This window comes from Azonexus sp. GW821-FHT04F04 (assembly GCF_059420025.1).
The window spans coordinates 98,617-117,770 of record NZ_JBWKSX010000010.1 but is presented as its reverse complement, the minus strand read 5'-3'; the positions used below and the strand labels follow the sequence as shown (position 1 = coordinate 117,770).

General features: G+C 61.7%; 16 protein-coding genes. 9 read left to right on the top strand and 7 right to left on the bottom strand.

Annotated features, from left to right (window positions below):
* Positions 1-5: 5 nt before the first annotated feature.
* On the top strand, positions 6-542 hold the full coding sequence (locus tag AC07TV_RS18045) for an OmpA family protein (RefSeq protein ID WP_494649753.1): 537 nt from the start codon (positions 6-8) through the stop codon (positions 540-542).
* A gap of 193 nt (positions 543-735) precedes the next feature.
* On the opposite strand, the gene AC07TV_RS18040 is transcribed toward AC07TV_RS18045, so the two are convergent.
* The 3 genes from AC07TV_RS18040 to AC07TV_RS18030 all read right to left on the bottom strand — a co-directional run bounded on the left by AC07TV_RS18040 (position 736) and on the right by AC07TV_RS18030 (position 2,290).
* Positions 736-1,257, bottom strand: coding sequence for an FxDxF family PEP-CTERM protein (locus AC07TV_RS18040; RefSeq protein WP_494649752.1), 522 nt, complete (start codon positions 1,255-1,257; stop codon positions 736-738).
* Between the two features lie 225 nt (positions 1,258-1,482).
* Complete coding sequence (locus tag AC07TV_RS18035) at positions 1,483-1,800, bottom strand: hypothetical protein (RefSeq protein ID WP_494649751.1); 318 nt, start codon at positions 1,798-1,800, stop codon at positions 1,483-1,485.
* Between the two features lie 16 nt (positions 1,801-1,816).
* Positions 1,817-2,290 carry a nucleoside deaminase gene (locus AC07TV_RS18030; protein ID WP_494649750.1) on the bottom strand — a complete coding sequence of 158 codons (474 nt, stop codon included), beginning with the start codon at positions 2,288-2,290 and terminating at the stop codon, positions 1,817-1,819.
* Positions 2,291-2,385: 95 nt separating this feature from the next.
* On the opposite strand from AC07TV_RS18030, the gene smc reads away from it, so the two are divergent.
* The 8 genes from smc (at position 2,386) to AC07TV_RS17990 (ending at position 14,459) form a co-directional block, all read left to right on the top strand.
* Positions 2,386-5,898: a chromosome segregation protein SMC gene (smc, locus tag AC07TV_RS18025; protein WP_494649749.1), complete on the top strand. Its 3,513-nt coding sequence runs from the start codon at positions 2,386-2,388 to the stop codon at positions 5,896-5,898.
* The gene (locus tag AC07TV_RS18020) at positions 5,899-7,185 is read left to right on the top strand and encodes a cell division protein ZipA C-terminal FtsZ-binding domain-containing protein (protein ID WP_494649748.1); all 1,287 of its coding nucleotides are present in this window, start codon (positions 5,899-5,901) and stop codon (positions 7,183-7,185) included.
* Entirely contained in the window at positions 7,185-9,236 is a 2,052-nt protein-coding gene (ligA, locus tag AC07TV_RS18015) for an NAD-dependent DNA ligase LigA (protein WP_494649747.1), read from the top strand. Before AC07TV_RS18020 ends, ligA begins: the two co-directional genes overlap by 1 nt.
* Entirely contained in the window at positions 9,236-10,105 is an 870-nt protein-coding gene (galU, locus tag AC07TV_RS18010; RefSeq protein WP_494649746.1) for a UTP--glucose-1-phosphate uridylyltransferase GalU, read from the top strand. Before ligA ends, galU begins: the two co-directional genes overlap by 1 nt.
* Positions 10,106-10,654 carry a hypoxanthine-guanine phosphoribosyltransferase gene (locus AC07TV_RS18005; protein WP_494649745.1) on the top strand — a complete coding sequence of 183 codons (549 nt, stop codon included), beginning with the start codon at positions 10,106-10,108 and terminating at the stop codon, positions 10,652-10,654.
* Positions 10,651-11,352: a class I SAM-dependent methyltransferase gene (locus tag AC07TV_RS18000; protein WP_494649744.1), complete on the top strand. Its 702-nt coding sequence runs from the start codon at positions 10,651-10,653 to the stop codon at positions 11,350-11,352. The genes AC07TV_RS18005 and AC07TV_RS18000 overlap by 4 nt, the downstream gene beginning before the upstream one ends.
* Position 11,353: 1 nt before the next feature.
* Positions 11,354-12,124, top strand: coding sequence for an S-methyl-5'-thioinosine phosphorylase (locus tag AC07TV_RS17995; protein WP_494649743.1), 771 nt, complete (start codon positions 11,354-11,356; stop codon positions 12,122-12,124).
* Positions 12,125-12,356: 232 nt separating this feature from the next.
* Positions 12,357-14,459: a S8 family serine peptidase gene (locus AC07TV_RS17990; protein WP_494649742.1), complete on the top strand. Its 2,103-nt coding sequence runs from the start codon at positions 12,357-12,359 to the stop codon at positions 14,457-14,459.
* On the opposite strand, the gene AC07TV_RS17985 is transcribed toward AC07TV_RS17990, so the two are convergent.
* The 4 genes from AC07TV_RS17985 to map form a co-directional block, all read right to left on the bottom strand.
* Positions 14,443-15,114: a hypothetical protein gene (locus AC07TV_RS17985; protein WP_494649741.1), complete on the bottom strand. Its 672-nt coding sequence runs from the start codon at positions 15,112-15,114 to the stop codon at positions 14,443-14,445. The genes AC07TV_RS17990 and AC07TV_RS17985 overlap by 17 nt on opposite strands.
* Positions 15,077-15,643 (bottom strand): archaeosortase/exosortase family protein, encoded by a 567-nt coding sequence (locus AC07TV_RS17980; protein ID WP_494649740.1) that lies wholly within the window; start codon positions 15,641-15,643, stop codon positions 15,077-15,079. Before AC07TV_RS17980 ends, AC07TV_RS17985 begins: the two co-directional genes overlap by 38 nt.
* A gap of 74 nt (positions 15,644-15,717) precedes the next feature.
* Entirely contained in the window at positions 15,718-18,276 is a 2,559-nt protein-coding gene (locus tag AC07TV_RS17975) for a [protein-PII] uridylyltransferase (protein ID WP_494649739.1), read from the bottom strand.
* The gene (gene map / locus AC07TV_RS17970) at positions 18,276-19,076 is read right to left on the bottom strand and encodes a type I methionyl aminopeptidase (protein ID WP_494649738.1); all 801 of its coding nucleotides are present in this window, start codon (positions 19,074-19,076) and stop codon (positions 18,276-18,278) included. Before map ends, AC07TV_RS17975 begins: the two co-directional genes overlap by 1 nt.
* Positions 19,077-19,154: the final 78 nt, after the last annotated feature.

The following is a 19,154-nucleotide window of genomic DNA, read 5'->3' as shown; positions in this document are numbered from 1 at the left end:
TGCGAATGACTCTGTATTTTCCCGCGGCCATCCTTGGTCTTTCACTCTCGGTAGCTCTTTTGTCGGGGTGTGGCACGACGTCTCAAGCGGAGCGGCCGGTTCAGCAAGTGCTCAAGCCACCGGCGCCCTCCGCAGCGAAGGTTGACTCGTCACCGAGCAGTACATCCGGCCTGTCCGAGAAAAAAGCCGAGCCCGAAATCGACGAAAAGACGAGCGTTTTCTTTGTTTTCGGTTCAAGCACCGTTGGCCAAAGTGAAAAGAGCAAACTGCGCGATGCAGCAAGCCTGCTCAAAGAGGATGGTGACTTGTCAGTCACCCTGATTGGGCGTGCCAATGACCATGGGAGCCGCTCGGTTAATCTGGCGGTGGCCGATGCGCGGGTTGAGGCGGTTGCCGCCATTTTGAGAAAGCTCGGCGTGAAAGCATGGCAAATTAAAAAGAATGTAATCGGTGGCGAAAAACTGCCGGGCAATTGTGTGACAACAGAGTGCCGCCGGACGATGCGTCGCGTCGAACTTGTGTTTTCAAAGGGTGACCGGTGAAACGTCGAGTAAGCGTGCCGTGGAAGGCGGGGGCTAAAGCACAGCCGGTTTGAAGCTGGCGGCGCATTTCAAATTTGGCCATTTTTCCCGGTTGACCGTGGATTTCCGTATTCGGTTTGTCCTGGCACCCAAAATGAAGAAGCCCGCCGATGGGCGGGCTTCTTGTCGTGCAACTCGGTGCTGCCGCTATCGATTAGCGTGCAGCGCGGCGACGGGCGACGGCGCCAAGAATGCCCAAGCCGGCGAGTAGCATGGCATAGGTTTCCGGTTCAGGAACCGGCAAGGTTGATACGGCGAAAACGTATTGCCCACCGAGGCTACCGGTTCCCGTGCCAGAGACGGTGAAGTAATAGTCGTTGGCCGGCGCAAATACCCCGGAGCCTTCTTTATAGTTGGCCGAGCTGCCTGAAGTGCTATCAAGGTTGACGATCACGGTATTGGTGTTGTCGTACAACTGAACTGAAAGTCCGCTGATGTTGTATAGATCACCCACATTCGTAATGGAAATTTTCAGGTTGCTGACAGAGCCACCGGAAAACAACGCGGTGGGGATGTCAAATATCCATTGGTCGGAAAAGCTGCCGACGGCAACCTCAACAACGTCGGAATAGGTCGATGGTGCGGTCACCGCCCCCAAGTCATATGTCGTGGCATTCGCCCCAACAACAAAGCCCAAGCCCAAGGCAAGAGCGACTGCAGATTTCGTGATATTCATAAAGTTGGACTCCAAAAAAGTGAACAGCATCGCCCGCGTGTGCGAGGATCCAGGATGGACCTTAATCATGATTTGCTAATATTTCAGCGGTAATGGTCGATGGATAGGAAAAAGTAGTCTGTTCGGACTACCGCGACGCCAATTCGACTCTGGTCAAATACGGTGGTCGCAGGGAGCGTTTGCTCCCATGGCCGCTGGATGCGGATTGCGCCATGTCGCGGCAGATTAGCCGAGCAGCGTGATCTTCAGTTTTTCCAGAAAGTTCAGCTCGGCCCACCAAGCCAGGCCTCTTTCCCTGAACTCGCAGCCTTTTTCTGTCAGCGCCAGCTTGACGGCGCCGAACTCGGTCTTGCCGCTGGCAGCGATGAAGCCTGAGTCCATCAGGAAGCGGGCGATGGCGGGTTGGACCTGTTGGCCGGAGAGCGTCCAGCGCGAGCCGTAGCCTTCGTCGTCGCCGGTGAGCATCAGGATAGGTTCGAACGGACCCATCAGGCGAAGCACCTGCAGGGTTTCGGCGCGCTGCGGGATGGTGTTGGCGTGCATGGTCCTGACCAGCGAATCAATAGGGGATTCGACCAGGATTGGCCGCCCAGTGTTCCAGCGGTTCGAGCGCACCGGGCATCGGGTGGTGTTCCATGACAATGCTGCGGGCTGAAAAATGGCGGTTCAGTTCGCTGTACAGCTCATCGTCGCAGAAGCCGATGGCGGCGGCTTCGGCCCGGCTGTTGGCGAACACGATGCGGTCGATGTGCGCCCAGTAGGCGGCGGACAGGCACATCGGGCAGGGTTCGCTGGAGGCGTAGAGGGTGCAGCCGTGCAAGTGGAAGCTACCAGCACCGGCGCAGGCGGTGCGGATGGCGCTGATTTCGGCGTGGGCCGTCGGATCGTGGCTGGCGACGACGCGGTTCCAGCCTTCGGCGATGATCTTGCCGTCGCGCACGATGACGGCACCGAACGGGCCGCCTTCCCCGCTTTCGCTGCCGTGCCGGGCCAATTCGATGGCGCGGGCGAGAAACTGGTCGTCGAGGTTCATCGGAACGATCCTTCCTGAGGGCCGGGCGATCAAATAGTCGATGTTATTATACGGCCCCCATCATGGCGGAGGCATGTGCCCCGCCGGAATCAGGCATGCGTCTTACCAAGCTCAAACTCTCCGGCTTCAAGTCCTTCGTCGATCCGACCTCGGTGGCCGTTCCCGGCCAGCTCGTCGGCGTTGTCGGCCCCAATGGCTGCGGCAAATCCAACATCATGGATGCCGTGCGCTGGGTGCTGGGCGAATCGAAAGCCTCGGAACTGCGCGGCGAGTCGATGATGGACGTCATATTCAACGGCTCGTCGAACCGCAAGCCGGTGTCGCGCGCTTCCGTTGAACTCATTTTCGAGAACCTGCTTGGCCGGGCGCTCGGCCAGTGGTCGCAATACACCGAATTGTCGGTCAAGCGCACGCTGACGCGGCAGGGGCAGTCGGATTACTTCATCAACAACCTGAAGGTCCGGCGCAAGGACATCACCGACCTGTTCCTCGGCACCGGCCTCGGTCCGCGTGCCTACGCCATCATCGGCCAGGGCATGATCTCGCGGATCATCGAGGCGCGGCCGGACGACTTGCGCGTCTTCCTCGAAGAAGCGGCCGGCGTCACGCGCTACAAGGAACGGCGCAAGGAAACCAACGGCCGACTGGAAGACACCCGCGAAAATCTCCTGCGCGTCGAGGATATCCGCCAGGAGCTCGGCAACCAGATGGAGCGGCTCGAGGCGCAGGCCGAAGTGGCGCGCCGTTATCAGGGCCTGAACGAACAACTGGTGCTGCGCCAGCAAGTGCTGTGGCTGCTCAAGAAGCGCGAAGCCGAGGCGGAACGGCAAAAGCTGTCGCTCGATGTCGAGCGGGCAGCGACCGATCTGGAGGCGCAGAGTGCCGCCTTGCGCGAAACCGAGGCGCGCGCCGAAGAAACGCGTGAAGCCCATTTTGCCGCCGGCGACGCTCTACACAACGCGCAGAGCGACATGTACACGGCCAATGCCGAAGTTGCCCGGCTCGAAGCCGAAATCCGCCATCGCCGCGAATCGCGCAGTCAGCTTGAGGCGCGCCTGACTCAACTCGAAGACGAACTCAAGCACTGGAGCGAGACGGCCGAGAAGCTCAGCGAGGATCGCCTGAAATGGGAAGAGGCGCAGGAAATCACCAAACTGCGCGTCGAAGAAGCCGAGGCGCGTCTGCACGAGCAGATGAACATCGCGCCGCAGGTTGAGGAAGACCACGCCCAGGCGCAGGAAGAGCTGCAACGTCTCAAGGCCCGGTCGACCAACGGCGAGCAGAAGCTCGAAGTCGAGCTGACCAACAAGGCGCATGCCCAGCGCGCCCTGCAGGCCATTACGCTGCGCCGCGAGCGACTGCGCGAGGAGACTGGCGGCAACGATGCGCCGGACGAAATGGACCTCGCCGAGAAGGAAGAAGAACTCAGTCTGTTGCGTGAGGAACTGGCCGGCGATCAGGATCAACTGCAGCAGTTGCAGCAGGAAATGCCGCAGCTCGAAGCCCGGCGCAAGGAAGCGCAGGCCGAAGTGCAGCGCATAGAGCGCGAACTGGCTGCCGGGCAGGCTCGTCGCGCCGCGCTGGAACAGATGCAGGGGCGTACCCAGCAGAGCGGCAAGCTGCCGGAATGGCTGCGTCGCCACGACCTCGAAAACGCTCCGCCGCTGTGGCAAAGGATTCACGTTGAAGCCGGCTGGGAAGAGGCGGTCGAAGCGGTACTGCGCGAGCGTCTGAGCGCCATCGCCTGCGACGATCCGGCCAAGCTCGACGCCTGGCTGGATGACCGGCCGGAAGCGCGGCTCAGTGTGGTGCTGCCGGGCGATTTCAATTTTGGCCAAAATTTCCGGTTGACCGTGGAAGTGCTCTCGGCGCGGGTGCGCAGCGACGAACCGGCTCTGCAGGCCGTGCTCGACGACTGGCTCGGTCAGGTGCGCACGGCGGAAACGCTGGCCGAGGCGCTGGCCGTGCGCGCCGATCTGCCGCCAGGGGCGGTCATCGTGACGCGCGGCGGCGATCTGGTCAGTGCGGCCAGTGTCACCTTCTTTGCGCCGGATCAGGGCGAACACGGCCTGCTCGAACGTCAGCGCGAAATCGAAGCGCTCGGCGAGGGCATCGCCATGGCCGAGGAAAAAGCTGAGGCCATCCGCGAGCAACTGGTCATGCTCGACGAACAGGTCGAGGACAAGCAGGCAGAAATGGGCGAAATCCGTCAGTACGTCGCCGATCGCCAGCAGCGCGTGCACGCCGTGCAGGTGGAAGTCCTCAAGCTGTCGCAGGCCATCGAGCGTCACAAGGAGCAGAAGGAACGCCTGCAGGAACAACTGGCCGAACTGGCCGAGGAAGAAGAAAGCGAACGCGAACGCGACATGTCGGCCGACGAACGCATCGCGGAAATCCGCGACGGGCTGAGCCGCATCCGCGTGCTGGTCCATGGCGCGCAAACCCGGCTCGATGAATGCGAGCGCGCCGTACGCGCCGAGCGCGAGCGCAATTCCGATTTCGACCGGGCGCTGCGTGAAGCGCAGTTCTCGCTGCGCGAAAGCGAGGGCAAGCTGCAGGACGTTTTCGCCCAGCAGGCCATGGCCCAGCGCGAACTGAACCGGATTGAAAAAGACCGCGCCCAGTGCGCCGAGCAGGTCGAGGCGGCGCCGCCGGATGTCATGGAGGGTGCCTTGCAGGCGGCGCTCGAAGCGCGTCAGGCAGCGGAAAAGATCCTGGCCGAAAAACGCGACGCGCTCGAAGCGGCAACCAACGCCCTGCGTGGTTTCGAAGAACAGCGCCTGCGCATCGAGCAGGGCCTCGAGCCGCTGCGGGTGCGCATCGGCGACCTCAAATTGAAGGAGCAGGCGGCGGCGCTCAATGCCGAGCAGTTCGCCATGCAACTGCTCGAAGCCGGTGCCAATGAAGAGGCGTTGCAGGCCGAACTGGGCACGGCCCGGCCGCCCGCGCTGCAAGGCGAAATCACCCGGTTGACCAACGCCATCGCCGAACTTGGCGCCGTCAACATGGCGGCCTTGCAGGAACTCGAAACGGCGACCGAGCGCAAGGGCTACCTCGACATGCAGGCAGCCGACCTGACCGAGGCCATGGAGACGCTGGAAAACGCCATCCGCCGCATCGACCGCGAAACGCGCGATCTGCTGCAAAGCACGTTTGATACGGTCAACGGCCATTTCGGGCGGCTTTTCCCGGAATTGTTCGGTGGCGGCCGCGCCGAACTGGTGATGACCGGCGACGAAATTCTCGATGCCGGCGTCCAGGTCATCGCCCAGCCGCCGGGCAAGAAAAACTCGACCATCCACTTGCTGTCCGGCGGCGAAAAGGCGCTGACGGCGATTGCGCTGGTTTTCTCGATGTTCCAGCTCAATCCGGCGCCGTTCTGCCTGCTCGACGAGGTCGATGCGCCTCTTGACGACAGCAATACCGAACGTTTCTGCACCATGGTGAAGAAAATGTCAGGTGCAACGCAATTCCTGTTCATTTCCCATAATAAAATCGCCATGGAAATGGCCGAACAGCTGGTCGGCGTCACCATGCAGGAATCCGGCGTATCGCGCGTGGTGGAAGTGGATATTCAGGAAGCTTTGAAAATGAGGGATGCGGCTTAAATGACCGAGCTTCAACTAGGATTGATCGGGCTGGGCGCGACGGCGGTGGTCGGCGTGTTTGGCTACAACAAATGGCAGGAATTCCGCCAGCGCAAGCTGGCCGAAGCGGTGCTCAAGCCGCATCACGCCGATATTTTGCTGGGCGATGGGCCGAAAGCATCGCCGCCACCAGCCGTTGCCGAACGCAGCGAACCGGAATTCCGAGTAGAAACGCCGGCGCCGGGTGGCGAGCGCGTCGAGCCCATCTTCGTCGATCTGCATCCGACCCTGCCGTCGCCCGACATGATCGCCGCGGCGGACGATATTCGCATGCCCGAAGCGCCGGTTTTCGAAACCCCGGCGATGCCGGTTGAGCTGGCACCGATGCCGGAAGCAGCCCCGGTCCCCAGCTTCGCGCAGGCTCCGGCTGACATTTTGGACGATGCATCGGACGATGTTCCATCCAGTCCTGCCGGCGCCTTGCCAGCCGAACTGCTCGACCCGCGGCTCGAATTCATCGTTGCCATGGAACTGGTCGAACCGGTTTCCGCGATGGATATCATCCACTCCCAGCGTCCGGCGCTGGTCCGCCTCAACAAGCCGGTGCATTGGATCGGCTACAACGAACGTAGCCGCGAATGGGAGCGCCTGGCGCCCGATAGCGACCTCAAGCTGCGTCGCCTGCGCGTCGGCCTGCAACTGGTCAATCGTCAAGGCCCGCTTTCCGAAGGCGACATGGCCATCTTCAGCAACGCCATGCAGGCGCTGGCCGACGAGCTGATGGCCGTGGCCGACATGCCGTCGTCGCGCGTTCTCGATCAGGCGGCCGAGATCGACCAGTTTTGCGCCGCGGTCGATCTCGAGATCGGCCTCAATCTGGTCAGCCGCGCCAGTGCCTTCACCGGCACCAAGATCCGTGCCCTGGCCGAAGCGGCCGGCATGGTCCTCGGCCTGGGCGGCGTTTTTACCCGTTACGACGACAGCGGCCGTGTCCTGTTCAGCCTGCAAAACTACGAAAGCACGCAGTTCTCGGCCGACACGCTGCGCACGCTGACGACGCATGGCCTGACCTTTCTGCTCGACGTGCCGCGTGTCGATCACGGCGAACGTACCTTCATGCAGATGACCGAGATCGCCAAGCGTTTCGCCGAAACGCTCAACGGCGCGCTGGTCGATGACAATCGCCAGCCGCTCAGCGAATCGCAGCTTGACCACATCCGCCGCGAATTCATCGGCAAGCCGCAGGCGACAATGGCCAGCTATGGCCTGACCGCCGGGTCGCCCCAGGCGCTGCGGCTGTTCTCCTGATGGTGGCACCCGCCGTGGCAGCGGAGCGCGCGGCCTGGCTGCGCGCCGAGCTGGAGCGCCATAACCACGCCTATTACGTCCTCGATACGCCGACCATTCCGGATGCCGAGTACGACAAGCTTTTCCGCGAACTGCAGGGGCTGGAGGCCGAGTATCCCGAGCTGCTGTCCGCCGATTCACCGACCCAGCGCGTCGGTGGCACCCCGCTCAAGGAATTTCCGCCGCGACAGCACGGCGTGCCGATGCTCTCGCTGAACAACGCGTTTTCGCCGGAAGAGGTCGAAGCCTTCGACAAGCGTGTGCGCGACGGTCTGGAGACGATTGCTGCGGTCGACTACGCCGTCGAGCCAAAATTCGACGGCCTAGCCATCAGCCTGACCTACGAAAACGGCGTGTTCATCTGTGGTGCAACGCGCGGCGACGGCGTTACCGGCGAGGAAGTAACGCCCAACCTGCGCACTTTGCGCAGCATCCCGCTGCGTCTGCAAGGCGAGGGCTGGCCGGCGCTGATCGAGATTCGCGGTGAAGTACTCATGTTCAAGGCCGATTTCGCCGACCTCAACGCCCGCCAGCGTGAACGCGGCGACAAGGAGTTCGCCAACCCGCGCAACGCCGCCGCCGGCAGTCTGCGTCAGCTCGATTCCAAAATCACTGCCAGCCGGCCGCTGTCTTTCTTCGCCTATGGCGTCGGCGCCGGGGCAGAAGCGCTGGCCGTCAAAACGCACAGCGAATTGATGGACAAACTGGCTGCCTGGGGCTTCCCGGTGGCCGCCGAACGCGCTGTGGTGACTGGTTCCCACGGTCAACTGGAATTTTTCGCCAAAATCGGAATATTGCGGCCGACCCTGCCGTACGACATCGACGGCGTGGTGTACAAGGTCAACCGCCTCGACTGGCAGGCGCGCCTCGGTTTCGTTTCGCGCGCGCCGCGTTTCGCCATCGCCCACAAATTCCCGGCCGAAGAGGCGCTGACCGAAGTGCTCGGCATCGATGTCCAGGTTGGCCGCACCGGCGCCATCACGCCGGTGGCCCGGCTCAAGCCGGTCTTCGTCGGCGGCGTCACGGTCACCAACGCGACACTGCACAACGAGGACGAAGTCCGTCGCAAGGACGTGCGGGTTGGCGACACGGTCATCGTTCGGCGGGCCGGCGACGTCATTCCCGAAGTCGTCGCCATCGTCCCGGAAAAACGACCGACGCGCGACCTGTTTGGTGGCGAGCCGCTGCATCCACCGTTCGAACTGCCCAAGGTCTGCCCGGAATGCGGCTCGGCCGTGGCACGCGGCATCGACGAAGCCATCGCCCGTTGTACCGGTGGCCTCTATTGCCCGGCCCAGCGCAAGCAGGCGCTGTGGCACTACGCGGCGCGCCGGGCGATGGACATCGAGGGCCTTGGCGACAAGATCGTCGATCAGCTGGTCGATGCCGGCCTCGTCCATACGCCAGCCGATCTCTACAAACTGACGGTCGAAACCCTGGCCGGGCTCGACCGCATGGGCGAAAAATCGGCGCAGAACCTCGTCGCCGCCATCGACCACAGCCGGCAGACGACGCTGGCCCGTTTCATTTTTGCGCTCGGTATCCGGAATGTCGGCGAAGCGACGGCGCGTGATCTGGCCAGGCATTTTGGTAATCTCGATGGCATAATCGCGGCCGATATCGAAGCGTTGCAGCAGGTGCCCGATGTCGGACCGGTCGTCGCGGCCAGCATCGTCGCCTTCTTCAACGAGTCACATAACCGTGAAATCATCGCCCAGCTGCTCGCCGCCGGCCTGCACTGGACAGAAGGCGAGCCGGCCGATGCCGGGCCGAAGTTGCTGGCCGGCAAGACCCTGGTCCTGACCGGGACGCTGCCGACGCTCAAGCGCGACGACGCGAAAGCGATGATCGAAGCGGCGGGTGGCAAGGTGGCTGGCTCGGTATCGAAAAAAACCGATTTCGTGGTTGCCGGCGAGGAAGCCGGCTCCAAGCTGGAAAAGGCATTGGAGCTAGGCGTCGCGGTGATCGACGAAGCTGAACTGTTGAAATTGCTCGAAAAGGGAGTCCAATAATGAAAAAAGTTCGCAAAGCAGTGTTTCCGGTTGCCGGCATGGGTACCCGTTTTTTACCGGCGACCAAGGCCAGCCCGAAGGAAATGCTGCCCATCGTCGATAAACCGCTGATCCAGTTCGCGGTCGAAGAGGCGGTAGCCGCCGGCATCACCGATATGGTCTTCGTGACCGGTCGCTCCAAGCGCTCCATCGAAGACCATTTCGACAAGGCCTACGAGCTCGAAAGCGAACTCGAAGCGCGCGGCAAGACTCAGATGCTGGATTTCGTGCGCAACATGATTCCCAAGAACATCAACTGCATCTACATCCGCCAGGCCGAAGCGCTCGGCCTTGGTCATGCCGTGCTGTGCGCCAAGCCGGTAATCGGCGATGAACCGTTTGCCGTTATCCTGGCCGATGACCTGCTCGACGGCAAACCAGCGGTCATGAAGCAGATGACCGATACCTATGATTACTACCGCTGCTCGGTCCTCGGCGTACAGGACGTGCCGCGCGCCGACACGCGCAGCTACGGTATCGTCGATGCCCGCGCCGTGGCCGATCGGGTCGAGCAGATCAATGCCATCGTCGAGAAGCCGAAGCCCGAGGACGCACCGTCAACTTTGGCCGTGGTCGGCCGCTACATCCTGACGCCGCGCATTTTCCATCACCTGGAAAACGTCAAGCCGGGGGCCGGCGGCGAAATCCAGCTGACCGACGGCATCGCCTCGCTGCTCAGCGAAGAACAGGTTCTTGCCTATCGCTACGACGGAACGCGCTACGATTGCGGTTCCAAACTAGGCTACCTGCAGGCGACGGTCGTTTTCGGCCAGCGCCACCCGGAAGTCGGGGCGGAATTCGACGCTTACCTGAAGAGCCTTGGAGGCTGAATGGACTTGAAAAAAGCACAGGCCATGCTGGCCAATGCCGAACTGATTCACAGCGAGGCGGCTGTGCAGGAGGCCGTGACCCAGGTTGCGGCAGCGATCTGCGAACGGCTGGCCGACAAGTACCCACTGGTCCTTTGCGTGATGACCGGTGGGGTGGTCTTCTGCGGTCAACTACTCACCAAGCTCGATTTTCCGCTCGACTTTGACTACCTGCATGCCACGCGCTATGGCCCGGAAACTCAGGGCGGCAAGATTTCCTGGCGTTCGGCGCCGTGGACCTCGGTCAAGGGCCGTTCGGTGCTGGTCGTCGACGACATTCTCGATGAAGGCGTGACGCTCGCCGCCGTCAAGGATAGCCTGCGCCGCATGGGCGCCGAAGAGGTGCTAACCGCCGTTTTTGCCGACAAGCTCAACGGCAAGATCAAACCGATTGCCGCCGATTTCGTCGGCCTGACCGTACCCGACCGCTTTGTTTTCGGTTTCGGCATGGATGCCGGCGGCGTCTGGCGCAACCTGCCGGCCGTCTATGCCATGAAGGACGACGCGTGAGTGGTGCGACGGTCGCCGAGTTCATCGGCTACTGGGAAAGTGAAGGACAGGCTTACGTCCGGCGTGGCGACTACGACTGGATGGCGGCGCTGGTCCCCGGCCGGCGTGTGCTGGAAATCGGCTGCGGCGTCGGCTTCGCCACGCAGGCGCTGGCTCGACGTGGCTTGACGGTGCTCTCCATCGATTCGCTGGGCGAGTGCCTGGAGCTGACGCGGCAACGCGTTGACGGCAGCAATGTAGCGTTGATGCAGGCCGATCTGACCGCACTGACCGATGTACAGCGTGCCTCCATCGAAGCCTTCGCGCCAGATAGCGTGGTCTGCTGGCTCATGGGGGCACCAGCCGAAACAACCGGTGCAGTGGCTACCGATGCCGGCCGCGCGGTCATCGCCTACCGCGAAAAGCTGCATCGTCTGGTCGCGGAACTGGCCGCCAGCCTGCCGACCGTGCAGGCGCTGCATTTCATCGACCGCACGGCGATTGCATGGCAGGCCAAGGACATTGGCCGCGATACGCTGGTCAACTACCATAGCGGCAAGACGCTGCTTGATCTGCCGTTCGTGGCCGAACGCAGGCATGCGCTGTATCGCAAGCTGGGCGACGATACGGTGAACAATACTCAAATGCGCAAACCGCACCCGTCGCTCAAGGGCGTGGTGCCGACGCTGGCTTCGTTGCTGGCGGAAAGGAAAAAATAATATGTTGGCAATCATCGGCGGCAGCGGCCTGACAACGCTGTCCAATCTCGACGTTTCGCATCGTGAAGTGGTTCGCACGCCTTACGGCGAAGCGTCCGGCGCCCTGGTTTTTGGGCAGATCTGCGGCCAGCCGGCGGTTTTTCTGCCGCGCCACGGCTACGGCCACACCATTCCGCCGCACATGGTCAATTACCGGGCCAACATGTGGGCACTGCATCATCACAAGGTCACCGGCGTCATTTCGGTGGCCTCGGTTGGCAGCATTCGCCCCGATCTGCAGCCGGGCGACATCGTCCTGCCCGACCAGATCATCGACTACACATGGGGCCGCAAATCGACGATGTTCGACGGTAACGGAACACCGGTGACCCACGTCGACTTTACTGAACCCTACGACCCCGAACTGCGCCGCCGCATTCTGGCAGCCGGCCAGCAACTGAGCATCGATATCAAGGTGGATGCGGTGTACGCCGCAACGCAGGGGCCGCGCCTCGAAACAGCAGCGGAAATCAATCGCCTGGAGCGTGATGGCGCCGACGTGGTCGGCATGACCGGCATGCCGGAAGCCATCCTGGCCCGCGAACTCGGTTTGCCCTATGCCGCGATGAACGTCGTGGCCAACCATGCGGCCGGCCGTGGCAGCAGCCTCAACGGCATTCACTTCGAAAGTCTGGAGCACGTCCTGCACGGAGCGATGGGGCAGGTCAAGTCAGTCATCGAGAAACTGGTCGGCAGTCCCGATAGTTGTCAGCCGATGGGAATGTCGGTTTAAGTTTCAGGACGGAATTTAACCAAATTTAACCCGATTCTGTTTCGATTCGACACTTTGTCGTAACGCGCGGTGGCTAATCTGGGAGTTCAAATAACTCCCGGCATTGAGCACCGTCATGAACAACCGAAACCCTTTCCGCAGAGCGCTTTGGGAGATTTCTGACGGTGCTGCGGGTAGCGCGCTTGGCAACCCGCGATTCGCCTTCTTGCAGCGAACTGCATATTCGTTTGTCTTGACATTTGTTCTTTTCGGGGCAGCCGGTCAAGTGGCAGCGGAAACGATTGACGGACGCATTCCGCCGAAGGTCCGCAGTCAGCTTGAGCGGGACGAGCCTGCCAACGTGCTTGTACACCTGGCGGAGGATGTCGCGCTATTGCCGGAGTCCGGACGCAAGGCGGCTGGCTCTCGACCTGCACTACGTCGTGCGATCAAGGAGCAGATGCTGACTGCAGTTGTTGGCAAGGACCTCGAGCGCCTTAAAACCTACGATCAACTGCCGATGCTGGCAGTGCGCGTGCGCAATGTTGCCGCGCTGGAACGTCTGGCTGCACGCAGCGAAGTTCTCGAAATTTACGAGGACATCCCGCTGTATCCGATCCTGAACCAGAGCTTGCCGCTGATTGGCCAACCGGCAGCCAGTGCTGCTGCTCAGCAGGGAAGCGGCGCATCCGTTGCCGTGCTGGATACCGGCGTCGATTACACCAACGCCCAATTCGGCAGTTGCTCTGCGCCGGGCACACCTGCCGGGTGCAAGGTGGCGTTCGCCATGGATACCGCGCCCGATGATGGTGTGCCGGATGCCAACGGCCACGGTTCGATGGTTGCCGGAATTACTTCGGCCACGGCGCCGGCGTCCAACATCATTGCTCTCGATGTCTTCGACGGTAGCAGTGCGTCAAGCGTGGATGTTGTCGAAGCCATCAACTGGGTGATTGCCAACCGGGCAACCTACAACATCACGGCCATCAACATGAGCCTCGGGGGCAGCACCAAATACACCAGCGCGTGCTCCGCTGGCAATCCGTTCCGCGTGGCGATTCAGGCGGCACGCGCCAACGGTATCGTCAGTTTTGTCGCCAGTGGCAACGATGGCTACTCCGACGGTATCGCCATCCCGGCGTGTACCCCGGGTGCCGTGGCCGTCGGCGCGGTCTACGATGCCAATGTTGGCAGCGCAGCCTGGGGCGTTTGCAGCGACAGTTCGACTGCAGCCGACAAAATAGCTTGTTTCTCCAACAGTGCCAGCATGGTCAAGTTGCTCGCCCCGGGGGCAATGATCAGCGTGCTTGGTTCGTCGGGTGGGGGTACTTCTTTTGCCGCACCGCACGCGGCCGGGGCCTACGCAGTCCTGCGCGGGGCGCGTCCGGCAGAGAACTTTGAAACATCGCTGGCTCGGCTGAGTAGTTACGGCGTGGCCGTCACCGATGGCCGGAATGGACTTGTCTTCCCACGGATCAATCTGGCGGCCGCGCTGCAATTGCCCGCCAATGATGCTTTCGCTGCGGCAACGACGATTTCGGGCAGCAGCGGTTCGGTTTTGGGCAATTCCGAGTTGTCGACCGCAGAAGTAGGCGAGCCAGCACATGCCGGGGCTTCGCCCAATCGCTCGGTGTGGTGGAGGTGGACGGCGCCAACTGGCGGTAACGCGACGTTCACCACCAGCGGCAGCGGATTCGATACGGTACTGGCCGCATATACCGGCAGCGCGGTTGGCGCACTGACTTCTGTAGCCGCGAACAATGACGAATCGGGCACGGTTGTGACCAGCAAAATCACCTTTCGAGCCGTCGCCGGGATTACCTATTACCTGGCTGTCGCCGGCAAGGTCGGAGCCACTGGTGCTGTCTCCCTGAACTGGAATCTCGTCGAACCGGTGGCAGACCTGTCTGTGGTCGTGACGGCAACGCCCGATCCGGCGGTGGTCGGTAGCGATGTCACCTACACAGCAACGGTCACCAACAACGGCCCCTACACGGCGGAATCGGTGCTGCTCAATATCACGCTGCCAGCCGGTGCGACCGTTCGTTCGGTCAGCAGTGGCTGCACGGTGGCGGTTGGGGCTGTCGCCTGCGAGTTGGGCAACATGACAGTGGCGCAAGCGCTGACCCGACAGGTTGTCGTACTGGCGGCGTCGACCGGTAGCCTGACGCTGGCGGCGAGTGTCGACGGGGCATGGAGCGACCTGGTGGTGAGCAACGACAGCGCCAGTGGATCGGTCGTTGTCGCAGCGCCTAGCAGCGATGGCAGTGACAGCGGCGATGTTCCCTTGCCTGCCTGGAGCCTTTTGTTGATGGCGCTCGCGCTGTGGCGAGGCGTCGTTACGAACCGTCGCTGAACGCTTTCGTCTCTGTTGTTTCCGGAGACGCTTGTCGGTCGCGCTGTCGGTTCTGGCTGAGTGCCAGTATCGCCATCGTGCCGAGCGCGACGCCGATGCCCAAGCGGCCGCCGCCGTGGAGAAAGCGGTGTGCCGTCATCAGCGGCGAGAAATGGCCGGGATCGTAGGCGGCGAGAAACATGTCCCAGGTGTAGGCATGCAAGGTGAGCGGGATGTCGACCAGCATGAAGAGCAGGTCACCGGCGCAGGCCAGGGCGGCGCGTGCAAGGCGCTGGCTGATTCGACCCGGCCAGGCGAGGGCCAGGCCAAGGCCGATGGTCAGGGGTTGGAGCATGGCGCCGACCGTCGTGGTGACTTCCAGCCAGCCCTTGGGATGCGGTTCGACCACGTGCGTGCCGATGACGAGCAGGCGAATAAGATTGACTCTCAGACGGATCACTGTGTCCTGAGCTGTATGGTCGATACCGAGGAAAAGGATGGCAAAGCGGTCATCAAGCCAGAGGATCGGTGCTTGGAGCAGCGGTAGCAGGATTTCCACCAGCTGTCGCCCGCCAAGCGCGGCCAGGGAAATCGACAAGGCGAATCCGGCAAGCAGGGCAAAAATGGCGGCGGCTGGTTCAGGCCACTCGGCGGCGGAGGGCGTGGAGGATGACATAGAAATAGCCGGCAGTCAGCGCGACGAGGACGGCAGGCAGGACTGCCGTGTGCAGGATATCGAACCAGCTGCGGTCAATGCGAAATGTGTAAAAGAGAGTCAGGATACGTGCCTGGTTGAGCAGAAAAACCCAGCCGAGGCCGGCGCCGAGTGCCACCAGTCCGCGGCGCCAAGGCATGCGGGTGGCAACGAAGGCGGCAATCAGCAGAAACATCACTTCGGTCCCTTCGCAGCCGTTGAGGATGTTGAGACCGCCACCCGGTGCCTTGATGCTTGGCCCGTTCGCCCGGGCTGAAATTTCCGGAGTCAGCGTGCGAACCAGCATGGCGGCCGGAACGACGGTGGCTTGATCAATAATCAGCCGCTCGACCCAAGTGCCGCGCGCTGAGTTCCAGCCCCATTGCAACAGCGCGAATACGGTGAGAAAGAGAACAAGCGAGTGGCTTGCCGGACGTGGTGGCCGGGGCTCGGGAAGGTCGGTTACTCCGTCAGGCAGATAGGCGGTGCCGGTGGGCGAGTGTTGGAGCATGGAGAAGATAGGATGACAATCTCCATATGCTGAAGGAATCGCATGACAAACTGGTGACGAACCCCGGATCCAGCCTAGACCTTGAGCCGCTCCATCAGCTCGGTTTCCAGGCGGATGCGTTTGCCGGTATCGCGCAGGTCGCCGCCGCTGATCAGGAAAACGTCTTCTGCCCGTTCGCCAAGCGTCGTGATTTTGGCGGTATGCAGGTTGGCGCCGTGCTCGGCCAGCGTGTTGGCGACGGTGTAAAGCAGGCCGGGACGGTCGGCTGCGGTCAGCGACAGGATGAAATGCGATCCCTTTTCGTCGCCGCGGATGCCGACTTCCGGCTTGATCGGGAAATGCTTGACCTGACGTGACAGGCGACCGGACGACGGCACATCGATTGGCATCTGCTGTACCAGGCGCTGTTCCAGTTCATGCTCGATGTAAGCGACCATTTCACGGTCGTTGTCGCGATTTTCGACATCCAGCACGACAAAGCTGTCGAGGGCGTAGCCGTGCGCGGTCGTGTGAATCTTGGCGTCAACGATGCTGTAGCCGGCGCGGGCGAAGAAGCCGACGATACGGGCGAAAAGGTCGGGCTGGTCCTGGGTGTAGACCATGACCTGCAGGCCTTCGCCTTCCTGATAGGGGCGGGCGCGGACGACCGGCTGGTTGTTGTAGATCCGGTAGTGCAATGAGCGGGTGTGCCAGGCGATTTCTTCAGCTGAGTGACGGAGGAAATAGACGGTGTCGAGTTGTTTCCACAGACGTTCGTGAACGGTGTCGGAAAGGGCGAAGAAGCGCAGCAGGCGCATTGCTTCGGCCTGGCGTTCGGCAATCAGGCCGTGCCCGGCCGGGGCGTTGCCACTCGAGAGGTGATGCAGCGCCTGATAATAGAGGTCGGCCAGCAGCTTGCCCTTCCAGTGGTTCCAGACTTTCGGGCTGGTGCCGCGGATGTCGGCATGGGTCAGTAGATAGAGCGCCTGCAGGTGGCGGATGTCGCCGACCAGTTTGAGGAATTTGTCGATCACGTCCGGGTCGCTGAGGTCTTCTTTCTGCGCAACCTGCGACATGACCAGGTGATTCCTGACCAGCCAGACGACCAGTTCGGTGTCTTCCACGGTCAACCGGTGATTTTGGCAAAATTCCAAAGCATCGACGGTACCGAGTTCGGAGTGATCGCCGCCGCGACCTTTGGCGATGTCGTGAAAGAGGGCGGCGATGTAGAGCAGCCACGGGCGGTCGAGTTCGCTGACGATACGCGAACAGAGCGGATACTCGTGGGCGAATTCGCTCATCGTGAAGCGGCGGATGTTGCGCAGGACTTGCAGGATGTGCTGGTCGACGGTGTAGACGTGGAACAGGTCGTGCTGCATCTGACCGACGATGCGCCCGAAGTTGGGCAGGTAGGCGCCAAGAATGTCGAGCTGGTTCATGCGCCGGAATTCATGAATGATGCCGCGGTCGCTTTGCAGTAACTTGAGGAACATCGCCCGGTTGGTCGGATCGGCCCGGAATTCCGGCGTGATCTGCTCGCGGGCCCGCCACAGGGCACGTAGCGTGCGGGTGGTCATGCCGGACAGTTCGTGGGTTTCCTGCATGACCAGGAAGCTGTCGAAAATGGTCGTCGGATTTTTTTCGAACAGGGCTTCGTCCCGGATGTCGAGAAGGTTGCCGACAATCTGGAAATTGTCGTCGAGCGGTTGCGGCGTCTGTTCATTTTCCGGGGTCAGCGCCGACGCCATGTTCTGTAACAGGATCGTATTGAGCAGGCTGACCGTTTTGGCGTTGCGGTAGTAAACCTGCATGAGCTGTTCGGAGGCCCGCTTCGCTTCGTTCGAGACAAATCCGTATTTGGCGGCGAGGTTGCTCTGGTAGTCGAAGAGCAGGCGATCTTCACGGCGCCCGAGCATGAAGTGCAGGCGAATGCGCAGGTGGGACAGGTATTCCTGGCACTCCCGGGCCTGCATCATGCCTTCGAGCGTGATGATGCCGTTTTTGTGCAGTTCCTCCCAGGTCGCCCCGTAGCCTGCAGCCTTGGCGATCCAGAAAATGACCTGAAAATCGCGCAGGCCGCCCGGGGAGTCCTTGCAGTTCGGCTCCAGGCTGTACGGGGTCTCGTTGAAACGGAGGTAGCGTTCCTGTTGCTCGATCTGCTTGGCTTCACAGAAGACCAATGGGTCGAGATGGCCGCGCAAACGTTTCTCGAAAGTGGCGAACAGCTTGGCATTGCCGGTCAGCAGGCGCGCTTCAAGCAGGGCGGTTTGAACCGTGATGTCGTTTTCGGCTTCGTTCAGGCAGTCCTGGATGGTACGGACGCTGTGTCCGATCTCCAGGCCGATGTCCCAGAAGGAGCCGATCAGCCGTTCCAGTTTTTCCTGGAGGGCACCGTTCGCTTCCTTGGGGAGCAGGATCAGCAGGTCGATATCAGAGGCCGGGTAAAGCTCGCCACGGCCATAGCCACCAACCGCAGCCAGGGCCAGCGTGGCCGGAAAGTCGAACGAGGCCCAGAGTCTTTCGAGAACGCTGTCAACCTGCTTGCTGCGTTCACGGAGCAGGGCATCGGCATCACTGGTTTGTTCGTAATTTTCCTGAAGGCGGATCTGTGCCGCCTTGACTTCAGCCCGCAGGGCGGCAACATCGCAGGACATCAGCTGATCCAGTCAGGTTTGGCGCGGCAACCGGCTGAGAGCGTCATGATTTCGTGGCCGGTCTCGGTGACCAGCACGGTGTGTTCCCACTGCGCCGAGAGGCTACGGTCCTTGGTGACGATGGTCCAGCCATCGGCCATTTCACGGATAGCCGCCTTGCCGGCGTTGATCATTGGTTCGACGGTGAAGATCATGCCCGGTTCCAGCTTTGGCCCGGTGCCGCCCTTGCCGTAGTGCAAAACCTGTGGATCTTCGTGGAATTTGGCGCCGATACCATGGCCGCAAAACTCGCGGACGACAGAGCAGCCGTTCTTTTCGGCGTATTTCTGGATGATCGCGCCGATATCGCCAAGATGGGCGCCCGGTTTGATGACCGAAATGCCCAGCCACATGCACTCGAAGGTGATTTCACACAGGCGCTTGGCCTGGATAGAGCCTTCCCCGACGATGAACATCCGGCTGGTATCGCCGTGGTAGCCGTCCTTGATCGTCGTGATGTCGAGATTGACGATGTCGCCGTTCTTCAGCACGCGTTCGCCGGGAACGCCGTGGCAGACCTGCTGATTGACCGAGGTGCAGATCGATTTGGGGTAGGGGTTGTAGCCCGACGGTGCATAGTTGAGCGGGGCGGGGATGCAGCCCTGCACATTGACCATGTAATCGTGGCAAAGCTTGTCGAGTTCGTCGGTGGTGACGCCGACCTTGACGAAGGGCTCGATGTAGTCGAGGACCTCTCCGGCCAGACGCCCGGCAATTCTCATTTTTTCGATTTCGTCCGGGGTCTTGATGCTGATGCTCATGGCGGCTGTTCTGTGGGGCGTTGGCAAAGGGGAAGGATAAATGATGGGGCGGGTTTCGCAAAGCCGGGAGCGGCCAAA